The following is an 11,853-nucleotide window of genomic DNA, read 5'->3' as shown; positions in this document are numbered from 1 at the left end:
GGACGCGGCCGTCAGTGCAGGTCGGAGGGGGCCGGGGTGTCGTCGAGGAAACCGCCCGACTGGTGCTGCCACAGCTTCGCGTAGGCGCCGTCCGAGGCCAGCAGCTGCTGGTGCGTGCCCTGCTCGACGATCCGGCCGCGGTCGAGGACGACGAGCCGGTCCATGTGGGCGACGGTGCTGAGCCGGTGCGCCACCACCAGCGCCGTCCGCCCCTCCATGAGGCGCCACAGGGCCTCCTGGACGAGGATCTCGCTCTCGGAGTCCAGGGCGCTGGTCGCCTCGTCGAGCAGCAGGATCGGCGCGTCGCGCAGGATCGCCCTGGCGAGCGCGACCCGCTGGCGCTGTCCGCCCGAGAGCTTGACCCCGCGCTCGCCGACCATGGTGTCGAGGCCGCACGGCAGGGAGTCCGCGAACTCCGTGACGTGCGCCGCCTCGGCCGCGCGGCGGATGTCGGCCTCGGTGGCGTCGGGCCGGGCGAACGCGATGTTCTCCCGCAGGGTGCGGTGGAACATCGCCGGGTCCTGCGGCACGTAGGCCATCAGTCCGCGCAGGTCGTTCTGGCGCAGCCTGCTGATGTCCCGGCCGCCGATCAGGATGCGGCCCGCGTCGATGTCCGTCATCCGCAGCAGCAGCCGGGTGAGGGTGGTCTTGCCGCCGCCGGAGCGCCCCACGAGCCCGATCTTCGCCCCGCTGGCCACGGCCAGGTCCAGTCCCTCGAAGAGCGGCCGGGCCCCCGCGTGGGCGAAGGTCACCCGGTCGAAGCGGATGTCGGCGGCCCGGGTGGGCGGCGGCTCCGGCGATTCCGGGTCGAGTACGGTCGGCGGCTTGAGCAGCAGCTCCGTGAACTGCGCGGCCTCCGTCATCGAGCTCTCCAGGCGACGGTAGATCTGGTTGAACTCGAACATGATCCGGGTGGCGTTGGAGTAGTACGTGAAGGCGACCACGACCGCCTCCACACCGTGCCCGTCCCCGGCGACCGCTACCGCGAGGAGCAGGCCCAGCGCGTTGGTCAGTACGGACATCGGCGCGACGACGGTGTCGATGCGCAGATTGCCGTAGTCCCACGACCGCAGCATGAGGCTCCGCGACTGGGCCACCCGGGAGCGGTGCTCGGCGGCCTCGCGCTCCTCCGCGGCGAACGCGCGGACCGTGTCCATGTTCATGAGGCTGTCGGCGACGTGCCCCGACACCCGGGCGATCGCCTCCTCCCGCCGGTCGACGAGCGCCTGGCGGCGACGGATGAGGGGCAGCACGCACACCCCCGTCACCGCGATCATGGCCAGCAGCACGACGACGAACAGCGGGTCGTAGCGCCAGAGCACCACCGACCCGAACAGCAGCGGCAGGAAGCGGCCCACGACCGAGAAGGTCAGCGTGTCGACGAACTCCTCGAAGCGGGAGGCGAAGCTCAGGACCCGCTTGGTCAGTGATCCGGCGAAGTTGTCGTGGAAGAACGCGGCGTCCTTCGCGAACAGTTCGTCCATCCCGACCACGTACAGGCGCTCGATGCCGAGGGCGTCGAGGCGGTTCAGGCAGTGCAGGCCGATGCGCCACACCGCCTCCGAGAACAGCAGGACGCCGGCGAATCCGAGGACGTACGGGAGCAGCGGGCCGACGGCGGGAGCGGTGTCGTCGGCGATGCGGCCGACGAGCTTCGCGACGACCAGCGGGGCGATGTAGAAGATGCCGATGTTGCCGAGGGCCGGCAGCAGCATGGTGGGCACGGTCAGCCACCGCAGCCGCGCCAGCTCCCGTCCGTAGTAGCGAAGTGCGAGGAGCACCGGGCCCTTGCCGGGCGGAACCCCTCGTGGGGCAGACGATTCCATGGCAACCCTGTGACGTCGTCAGGTGGATGCGGAGACCGCAGTGTCCCGCGAGCGCGCTCGCGCCGTCCAAGCGTTTTCCGTGTGGGCGATGCCGTCGAACGCACGAACGCCCCTTCCCCCGTACGGGACTTCGGCCGGGCTCCCGCCGGTGCGCGGTCCTGCTCCGGGATCCTTCGAACAGGCGGCGGACACCCGCTCCGCGACCTACGATCACCCGCATGTCGCTTCGCCGTGTATTGCACATGTTCATGGTCCTGGCCGTGACCCTGACCGGATTGGCCGGCGGCGCCACGAGCGCCGCGTGGGCCGACGGGAACGGATCGCCGGCCGGCCGGCAACTGCTGTTCTACAACCATGCCTACGGGGTCCTCGACCGCGAGACCGCCGATGCCATCGAACACTCCTCCTATCTGCGGGACTTCGCCAACTTCCAGGTCCGCACCACGACCGGCTCGGGTGGGGAGACCTGGACCGGCCGCTACCTGATGGGGCGCGAGACCTACCTGGAACTGTTCGGGGTCGGCGACGTCCCCGGCCAGGACGGAACGCTCGGAGCCGGCGGGATGGGGATCTCGGCCGAACGCGCCGGCGACCTCGCCACCGTGACCGCGCGCCTTCGCGAGCAGGGCGTGCCCGATCCCGTCGCCTTCCGCCAGACGCGCGACTTCGGCGACGGGGTGCCGGTGCCGTGGTTCGACGCCGTCCTCACCTCCGAGCAGTACGACGCCTTCGGCGCCTGGGGCATGGAGTACCTGCCGGAGTACTTCGCCGATCCGCGCGGCAACACCGAGCCGCCCTCCCGGCCGGGTGACGTCGGTCGCGAGCGGTACCTGTCCGACGACTACCGCGACCACCTGATGCGGGACGTCACCTCGATCCGCCTCGGGGTCACCGCACGCGACCTCGCCAACACGGTGCCCCTGCTCCGGGCGGGCGGGTTCGCCGTCCGGCAGCTGCCGGGCGGGGGCGTCGTGGCGCAGGGCGGCGGCACCACCATCCGGCTGGACGCCGTCGCGCGCGACGAGGCCGGACTGCGCCAGGTGGAGATGTCCCTGAACCACCCCGTGACGTACCGCCACGAGGAACGCATCGGGCACTCGACGCTCGTCGTCGGCCCGGGGGCGCGTGCGGTGTGGACGTTCGGGAGCGGCGCGTGACGTCGTAGCCCGGCGATCACAGGACCTTGGAGAGGAAGGAGCGGGTACGGGCGTGCCGCGGGTCGTCCAGGACGGCCGCGGGCGTCCCCTGCTCCACCACGGTCCCGCCGTCCATGAACACGACGGTGTCGGCGACCTCGCGGGCGAAGCCGACCTCGTGCGTCACGACGATCATGGTGGTTCCGGCGTGGGCCAGGTCCTTGATGACGTCCAGGACCTCGCCGACCAGCTCGGGGTCGAGCGCCGAGGTGGGCTCGTCGAAGAGCAGCACCTTGGGTTCGAGGGCGAGCGCGCGGGCGATGGCCACGCGCTGCTGCTGCCCGCCCGACAGCTGCCGCGGATAGGCGTCGGCCTTGTCGGAGAGACCGACGCGCTCCAGCAGCCGGCGGGCCGCCCCCTCGGCCTCCTCCCGGGGGCGGCGCAACGCGGAGACCGGGGCCTCGATGAGGTTGTCCAGGACGGTCAGGTGCGGGAAGAGATTGAAGTTCTGGAAGACGAACCCGATGTGGGTGCGCTGCTTCAGGACCTCCTTCTCCTTCAGCTCGTGCAGCTTGCCGCGCAGGCTTCGGTAGCCGATGAGTTCGCCGTCGACGCTGATCCGGCCGCGGTCCACCTTCTCCAGGTGGTTGATGGTGCGCAGGAGCGTGGACTTCCCGGACCCGGAGGGGCCGAGGATCACGGTGACCTCGCCGGCGCGGACCCGGAGGTCGACGCCGCGCAGCACCTCCAGCGGCCCGAAGCTCTTGTGGACACCGCGCACGTCGACCATGACGTCGGCCGCCGTGCCGCTCACGGGTGCTCCTTCGCGGGCGCTCACGCGTGCTCGGCCGGGTTGGTCCGCGACGCGTCGATCGCGGAGGCGGTGGTGCCCCACTTCTTGAGGATCCGCGCGTAGGTGCCGTCCTTGATCAGTTCGTTGACGGCGGCCTGGAAGGCGGGGGCGAGCGGGGAGCCCTTCTTGAGGGCGAAGCCCACGTCGAGGCGGTGGTATTCGCCGAGGAAGGTGGTCTTGGCGGCGGGCTGCGCGGCCTGGTGGCGCAGGCCGTTGATGGTCGACATGACGACGTCGATCCGGCCCTGCTGGAGCGCGGTGGTGACGGCCCCGGTCTCGGCGAACACCTTGACCTCGTACGGCTTCTTGCCGGCCGCGGCGCACACGCCCTGCTGCGCGGTGAGGGTCTTCTCGAAGGTCGTGCCCGCCCCGGTGCCGATGGTCAGTCCGCACAGCTGGGTGAGGTCGGAGACCTGTGTGGTCAGCGTGGGATTGCCGGTCTTGACCGCGAAGCCCTGGCCGTCGTTGATGTAGGTGACGAAGTCGATGGTCTTCAGGCGTTCGGCGGTGACGCCGAAATTGCCCGTGCCGAAGTCGTACTTGCCGCTGCCGAGGGCGGGAAGGATCGTCTCGAAGGAGGCGTCCTGCCGCTCCAGCCTCACGCCGAGGACCTTGGCCACCGCTTCGGCGATGTCGATGTCCTGGCCGGCGGGCGGCTTGTCCTGTCCGTTCGGGTAGTACGCCGAGGGCGGGGCTCCCACGGAGCTGCCGACCCGCAGGGTGCCCGCCTTGCGGACGTCGGCGGGCAGCAGGGCGGCGATCGAGTCCACGGTCCGTACGCCGGCGACCGGATCGTCGGCCGGCGCGGGCGAGGCCTGGGCGCCGACCGCCGCCTGGGCTCCGCCACCGGAACCGCAGGCGGTCAGCGCCACGAGGGGCAGGACGGCGAGGGCGACGGCCGTGCGCAGGCGGGTGCGGGTCCCGTTCCCGGGGAGGTTCACAGCGGGGAGGCCTTTCCGTAGCGGGGCGTGACGGCGTGCTGGGGTGTGGTGGCGGGGCGGGGTGTGGTGGCGGGGCGGGCTCTGGTGGCGGGGCGGGGTGTCCGTGTCGCGGAGGTCACCCGTGCACCGCCGTGAGGGTCCCGTGGCGGGGGCCTGCCGCGTGCGCGGCTTCGCGCTCCGCGTCGCGCTTGGCGACCTCCTCGCGGACGAGCGGGATCACGTACCGGCCGAAGTCGACGGCGTCGTCCAGCAGGTCGTAGCCGCGGGCCGAGAGGATGTCGACGCCGAGGTCGTAGTAGTCCAGCAGCGCCTGGGCCACCGTCTCCGGGGTGCCGACCAGGGCGTTGGAGTTGCCCGCGCCGCCGGTGGCGGCGGCGGTCGGGGTCCACAGCGCCCGGTCGTAGCGCTCCCCCGCCTCGGCGATGGCGATCAGCCGCTGTGATCCGGTGTTCTGGGGTGCCGGGGCCTCCAGGACGCCGTTGCGCTGGTTCCGTGCGGGCCCTGCCTGCCGCCGCCGGCGGATCGCGCCCACCGTACGGTGCGCCTTCTCCCAGGCCAGCTCCTCGGTCGGGGCGATGATCGGGCGGAACGCGACCTGGATGCGCGGCACGTCGGTGCGGCCCGCCGCCCGCGCGGCGGCCTTCACGGCCTCGATCTGCTCGGCGGTCCTCTCCAGCGGCTCGCCCCAGAGGCAGTAGATGTCGGCCTCCGCGCCTCCGGCGGCGTACGCGGCGGGTGAGGAGCCGCCGAAGGAGACGGCCGGCCGCGGCTGCTGGACGGGGAAGACGTCGCTGACGAAGTCGTGGAAGCGGTAGTGCTCGCCCTCGTGGTCGAAGGGCTCGTGGGTGGTCCAGATCTTCTTGACGATCCGGATGTACTCGCGGGTGCGGGCGTAGCGTTCGTCCTTGGTGAGGGTGTCGCCCTCGCGGCCCTGCTCGTGGTCGTTGCCGCCGGTGATGAAGTGCACGGTCAGCCGGCCGTCGCTGATCTGGTCGAGGGTGGCGAAGGTCTTGGCGGCGTAGGTGGGGTACGAGACGTTGGGGCGGTGGGCCAGCAGGATCTGGAGGCGGTCCAGCCGGCTCGCGATGTACGCGGCCGCCGGCGCGGGGTCCGGGGACCCGGAGCCGTAGGCGAACAGCACGCGGTCCCAGCCGTGGTCCTCGTGCGCCCGGGCGAGCCGGAGCGTGTAGTCCTTGTCGAAGGCGGCGCCGGAGCGGGCGGTGGTTTCGGATCCGTCATTGGTGGCGGCGATGCCGAGGAATTCCACGGGCATGGGAGGCCTTTCGCAGGGGGCGGGTCGCGTACGGGCATGGCTGAACAGCCGCCCGTACAGCGGAATGTGATGGCCGATCAAATGAGGCTGGGCGTCATGAAGGCGGGCGTGACGACGCGGGGGCGTCGGGAGAATCGGGGGTGCGGCAGCGCACGTCCGGGTGCGCGTCACCGTGCCCGTGCGCGGGCGGTCATCCGCACGGGGTGGTGGCGCGAAGGGAGAACTCGGCCCGCGACGGGGTCACCGAGGGAGGGAAGGGCCGGTCAGACAGCCCGCTGCCGCATCAGGCGCAACAAGCCGCGGACCACACCCGACCGAAGTCGATGTAGTCGCGCGAGACGAGGCGCTGATGGGCATTCATGCGCCTAATTGAGCAGTACATGCTGCTGTACGTCAAGCAACGGCCCGGATGGCGGACGGCCTCGTCCGGCCGGAGAACGCCTGGTTGACACAGCCCCGCCACAGGCACATACGATCGACGCAGGATCGGCCCCGCCTTGCGCGCAGGCCCCTCCGGCCGCGTTGAGGGACGCGGCGGACGTGACGACACGAGTACCGGTTTCCCGGCCGCACCGCCTCCAGGCGGAGCCCTGCGCCGCGCTTCCACGCGCCGTGCCGCCGGACGGTCGCCCACGCCCGCGATCCCTCTCCAGGAGCCTCCCCATGGTCACCACGTCCGACGTGTCCGACACCCCTGCCGCGGCCGCCGCCCCGCCGGCCGACCCCGTGGCGAAACATCCCGAGGCGGTCGGCGCTTGCGAAGCCGAGCTGCCGCCGATCGTGCCGCGGCGGCGCATCGGCCGCCGGCTGTCGGCCGCCGCCGCGCTGCTGGTCTTCGCGATGGTGCTGGCATCCGTCGTCCGCAACGACGCCTTCCAATGGGACGTGGTGGGCCGGTACTTCACCACGTCCGCCGTGCTCGACGGGCTGCTGCTGACGCTGTGGCTGACCGGCGCGGTGATGGTCCTCGGCTTCCTGCTGGGCACCGTGCTGGCGGTGATGCGGCTCTCCGCCAATCCGGTCCTGCGGACGCTGAGTTGGGGCTACGTGTGGATCTTCCGGTCCACGCCGCTGCTGGTGCAGCTGCTGTTCTGGTTCAACATCGGCGCCCTGTACCCCACGCTCGGCCTCGGCATCCCGTACGGCCCCCAGCTCTTCACCCTCAAGACGGTGAACCTCCTCGGCCCGACGCTCACCGCCCTCATCGGCCTGACCCTGCACGAGACCGCGTACGCCGCCGAGGTGGTGCGCGGCGGCATCCTCTCCGTGGACCCCGGCCAGACCGAGGCCGCGCAGGCGCTCGGCCTGAGCAGGCGCCGCACCCTGCGCCGGATCGTCGTTCCGCAGGCGATGCGCTCGATCGTGCCGACCGCCGGGAACATGCTGATCGGCACGCTCAAGGGCACCAGCATCGTCAGCGTGCTGGCCGTGCACGACCTGCTGTACTCGGTCCAGCTGGTCTACAACCAGAACTACCAGGTCATCCCCCTGCTGATGGTCGCCACCCTCTGGTACATCGCCGTCACCTCGGTGCTGAGCGCGGGCCAGTACTACGTCGAGCGGCACTACGCGCGCGGCACCTCCCGCGGCCTGCCGCCCACCCCGCTGCGGCGGCTGCGCATCCGGCTGGCCGTCCTGCGCGCCCGGCTGCGGACGGCGACGTCCCCCGGCCGGTAGCGGCGTACCCTTCGGCCGCGCGCGGTTACGCACCGTATCCGCACCGGGGCTCAGACAGTGCGCCCGGCGGCATCATCGGGAATCCTGGCGGGGGTGAGATCAGCCGTCCGCAGACCCGGGAGCGGTGAGCACGCATGAGCAGCGACCCCGCCGGCGCCCCCGCTCCCCCACCACCCGGCCCCGGGACGGGGGCGGGGACCGGGGCAGCCGTCTCCCGCCAGGAGTTCGACGCGCTCTTCGAGGCGGTCCGTACCTGGGGCCGCTGGGATGCGGCCGACCGCGGCGCCTGGAACAGGGTGACACCGGCCCACGCGCGAAGGGCCGCCGCCCTGGTCCGGTCCGGCACGGTCGTCCCGATGGGGCGGCCCTGGGACACCCTGCCCGGCCCGGACAACGCGAAGCCCGCCTTGCACTACATGTCGGACCTGGGCGACGTGGAGGCCCCGGAGCCGTCCACGTACAAGGACTTCCTGGCCGTGGACTATCACGGCAAGGGCGTGAGCCACCTCGACGCACTGTCACACATCGCCTACCGGGGGCGACTCTTCGACGGCCGGGCGGCGCGCGAGGCCGTCGATGCCGGGGGTGCCCGGTTCGGCGCGGTGTCGGCGCTCGGCCCGCTCGTCACCCGGGGCGTACTGCTCGACCTGCCCGCCGTCCTCGGGGTCGACTGGCTGGAGCCCGGGCGGGCGGTGCGCGCGGGGGACGCCGTCTTCGCCGAGAAGGCGCTCGGGGTGACGATCGGGGAGGGCGATGCGGTGCTCCTGCGCTCCGGCAGCCTCCGCCGGCGCCGGGAAGCCGGCCCCTGGGACCCTGCCGCGGCGAGCGCGGGCTGGCACGTTGACGCCTTGCCGCTGCTGGCCGAGCGCGCCGTCGCCCTGCTCGGCGCCGACGGGGACAGCGACGTACGGCCGTCGCCGGTCGAGGGCGTGCACTCCCCCGTGCACGCGCTGGCCATCGCCGCGATGGGGGTTCCCCTGCTGGACAACCTCGATCTCGAACCCCTCGCCGCCGCCTGCGCGGCGGCGGGCCGCTACGAGTTCCTGCTCGTCGTGACGCCGCTGAACGTCCCCGGCGGGACGGGCTCGCCGGTCAATCCGGTCGCCGTCCTGTGATGCGCCGCCCGCTGATCCCTCCGTCCTCCCCCAGCCACCCTTAAAATGTGAGGAATATACTCAAATCGGGCGATCTAGGGTGATCGAGAGCGTTCCGGCGAGGGAAGTGGTGCAGATGGGGGTCATGGGAGACCGCATCGGCCCCGCGCGTTCCCGTGACCGATTCCTGCACGGCGGTTCGGCCGAATCGGTCCAGGGGAGCGTGCGCAGTCCGATCCTGAGCTCGTGGCAGCGCTGCCAGCTGCTGGGGCTGTCGCCGGACCAGTCCGAGCTCCCCTTCACGGAGGATTTCGACCCGCAGGGTCCGCTCGTCCGCGCCGCCGGGCCCGTGCTCGACCGGCTGGAATCGCTGTTCGCGGGCAGCCAGATGAACATCTGCCTCGCCGACGGACACGGCACGGTCCTGGAACGACGCTTCGGGGACACGTCCTTGCTCAGGCATCTCGCCCCGATCCAGACCATGCCCGGTTTCGTGTTCGCCGAGCGGGTCGCGGGGACGAACGGCATCGGCCTCACGCTCGCGGAGAGGCGGCTCGTCCAGGTCTACGGCGCCGAGCACTTCGCCGAGCGGTCCCAGTCGAGCGCCTGTACGGCGATCCCGGTGCGCGACCAGCTCAGCGGGCACATAGAGGGCGTCCTGTGCCTGGGCTATCCCTACACCGATGCGGACCCGGCGCTGGTCCCCTTGGTGCGCAGGGCGGCCGAAGCCGTCGAACGACGGCTGATGGAGCAGAGTTCGGCGCGCGAGCGCGGCCTGCTCCAGGCGTACCTCGACGCCGGCAGCCACGCCCGGTCCGGCGAGGGCGGTCTGGACGGGCACCCGATCGGAATGGACGAGCTGCTCCAGAGCGAGCTGGACCAGCCCGACCAATGGATCCTCAAGGAGAAGGCCACCGAGCTGATGTCCTCGGCCCAGCGGGCCGCTGCCGACGTGCCGCTGTCCCACGGCCGGCTGGTCACCCTCGTGAGCCGTACGGTGACGAGCTCCTCGGGGGTGGAGGGCATCGTGATCGAGGCGCTCATCCCCGAGGACACCGAGCGGCACGCCCCCGCCCCCACCCCCGCACGCGCCGGTGCGCCGCCCGGGCTCCGTCCTCCCGTCACCTCCGCTCCGCCGCCGACGACGGTCCGGACGACCGGCGCACCGGCCGGCGCCGCCTCCGTCGCCCCCGCCGCCTCCGCCTCCGCCTCCGCCTCCGCCTCCGCCTCCGCCTCCGCCTCCGCCGACGGCAGGGTCCGAGGGCTGGTGCTGGTGGGCGAGCCGGAAGTGGGGAAGTACGCGGTCGCGGCACGGCGCCGCCTGGAGCTGCTGGCCGACGCGAGCAACCGCATCGGCACCACCCTGGACGTGAGCCGCACCGCCTGGGAACTCGCCGAGACGGCCGTCCCGCGCCTGGCCGACTTCGTCACCATCGACCTGCCCGAGGCCGTACTGCGCGGCGAGGAGTCGCCCCGCCCCACCACCGAGATGCACCGCACGGTGGTCCACGGCATCCGCGAGGACTGCCCCTTCTACCCGGTGGGCGAGCAGGTCAGCCTCAGCCCGACCACGCCCCACATGCGCTGCCTGAACACCGGGCAGCCGGTGCTGGAACCCGATCTGAAGGCCGCCTTCGGCTGGATCGCCCAGGACCCCGAGCACGCCGAGCTGCTCCTCGCCCACAACATCCACTCGCTCATCACCGTCCCCCTGCTCGCCCGCGGCGCCCTCCTGGGAATCGCCAGCTTCTACCGCTCGCAGGACCCGGCCCCCTACGGCGACGACGACCGCTCGCTGGCCAAGGAACTCGCCGCCCGAGCCGCCCTGTGCATCGACAACGCCCGCCGCTACACCCGCGAACACACCCTGGCCCTGGCCCTGCAGCGCAGCCTGCTCCCGCGCGGCCTCCCCGAACAGAACGCCGTCGAGGTCGCCCACCGCTACCTCCCCGCCGAGTCCGGGGTGGGCGGCGACTGGTTCGACGTCATCCCCCTGTCAGGCACCCGCGTGGCCCTCCTCGTCGGCGACGTCGTCGGCCACGGACTGCACGCCGCCGCCACCATGGGCCGGCTGCGCACCGCCGCCCGCAACTTCGCCGAACTGGAACTCGCCCCCGACGAGCTCCTCACCCACCTGGACAACCTCATGGTGCGCCTCGACCGCGAGGAGGGCGGCGACAGCCCCGCCGCCGACAGCACCGGCATCGTGGGCGCCACCTTCCTGTACGCCATATACGACCCCACCTCGCAGCAGTGCACGATCGCCCGCGCCGGCCACCCTCCGCCCGCACTGGTCCTGCCCGACGGCACCGTCACCCTCCTCGACCTGCCCGCCGGGCCCCCGCTCGGACTCGGCGGCCTGCCCTTCGAATCCGTCGAGATCCACCTTCCCGAACGCAGTCAGCTCGTCCTCTACACCGACGGACTCGTCGAGGACCGCCATCGCGACATCGACGCGTCCCTCGAAGAGCTGTGCCGCGCGCTGGCCCACGCCGACCGCGCCCCCGAGGACACCTGCCGGGCGGTCCTCGACGCGGTGGCGCCCGACCACCCCGCCGACGACATCGCCCTGCTCGTCGCCCGCACCCACGCGCTGCCCTCGGAACGGATCGCCACCTGGGAGGTGCCCGCCGACCCCGCCCACGTCTCGCACGTCCGCGCCGCCGCCACGGCCCAGCTGAGCCGGTGGGGGCTGGACGAGACCGCGTTCGCCACGGAACTGCTGCTCAGCGAGCTGGTCACGAACGCCCTGCGCTACGGCAGCGGTCCCATCCGGGTACGTCTCATCCGCGACCGCACGCTGATCTGCGAGGTGTACGACGCCAGTGCCACCGCCCCGCGCATGCGCCACGCGGCCAGCACCGACGAGGGCGGCCGCGGGCTGTTCCTCGTCGCCCAGCTCGCCCAGGCCTGGGGCACGCGGTACACCATGGACGGCAAGGTCATCTGGGCCGAGTGCACCCTGGAAGCGGCGTGATCCATGACCGGCGCAGCCGGAAGAGGCAAATCCGAACAGATGGGGCGGTACACCCATAGAATCCCCCGTGTAGTCG

8 protein-coding genes are annotated in these 11,853 nt (G+C 72.2%); 4 read left to right on the top strand and 4 right to left on the bottom strand.

What is annotated here, in order from left to right:
• Positions 1–11: 11 nt before the first annotated feature.
• Positions 12–1,826, bottom strand: a complete 1,815-nt coding sequence (locus ACZ4TG_RS19020) for an ABC transporter ATP-binding protein (protein WP_468164102.1) — start codon at positions 1,824–1,826, stop codon at positions 12–14.
• Between the two features lie 242 nt (positions 1,827–2,068).
• On the opposite strand from ACZ4TG_RS19020, the gene ACZ4TG_RS19015 reads away from it, so the two are divergent.
• Complete coding sequence (locus ACZ4TG_RS19015) at positions 2,069–2,983, top strand: DUF5829 family protein (RefSeq protein WP_468164182.1); 915 nt, start codon at positions 2,069–2,071, stop codon at positions 2,981–2,983.
• A gap of 16 nt (positions 2,984–2,999) precedes the next feature.
• On the opposite strand, the gene ACZ4TG_RS19010 is transcribed toward ACZ4TG_RS19015, so the two are convergent.
• From ACZ4TG_RS19010 to ACZ4TG_RS19000, 3 genes are all read right to left on the bottom strand, one after another.
• Entirely contained in the window at positions 3,000–3,752 is a 753-nt protein-coding gene (locus tag ACZ4TG_RS19010) for an amino acid ABC transporter ATP-binding protein (protein ID WP_468164180.1), read from the bottom strand.
• A 44-nt stretch (positions 3,753–3,796) separates the two neighbouring features.
• Positions 3,797–4,756 (bottom strand): ABC transporter substrate-binding protein, encoded by a 960-nt coding sequence (locus tag ACZ4TG_RS19005; protein ID WP_468164100.1) that lies wholly within the window; start codon positions 4,754–4,756, stop codon positions 3,797–3,799.
• A 115-nt stretch (positions 4,757–4,871) separates the two neighbouring features.
• Positions 4,872–6,029 (bottom strand): LLM class flavin-dependent oxidoreductase, encoded by a 1,158-nt coding sequence (locus ACZ4TG_RS19000; protein ID WP_468164098.1) that lies wholly within the window; start codon positions 6,027–6,029, stop codon positions 4,872–4,874.
• A gap of 663 nt (positions 6,030–6,692) precedes the next feature.
• Here ACZ4TG_RS19000 and ACZ4TG_RS18995 point away from each other — a divergent pair.
• From ACZ4TG_RS18995 to ACZ4TG_RS18985, 3 genes are all read left to right on the top strand, one after another.
• Positions 6,693–7,706 carry an amino acid ABC transporter permease gene (locus ACZ4TG_RS18995; protein WP_468164095.1) on the top strand — a complete coding sequence of 338 codons (1,014 nt, stop codon included), beginning with the start codon at positions 6,693–6,695 and terminating at the stop codon, positions 7,704–7,706.
• Between the two features lie 134 nt (positions 7,707–7,840).
• Complete coding sequence (locus tag ACZ4TG_RS18990) at positions 7,841–8,821, top strand: cyclase family protein (protein WP_468164093.1); 981 nt, start codon at positions 7,841–7,843, stop codon at positions 8,819–8,821.
• Between the two features lie 115 nt (positions 8,822–8,936).
• Positions 8,937–11,777, top strand: a complete 2,841-nt coding sequence (locus ACZ4TG_RS18985) for a SpoIIE family protein phosphatase (RefSeq protein ID WP_468164091.1) — start codon at positions 8,937–8,939, stop codon at positions 11,775–11,777.
• Positions 11,778–11,853 lie beyond the last annotated feature (76 nt).

It is taken from the genome of Streptomyces sp. NPDC028314 (genome assembly GCF_055565795.1).
Note: the sequence above shows the minus strand (reverse complement) of the source record. Positions and strands in the feature narration are given on the sequence as shown.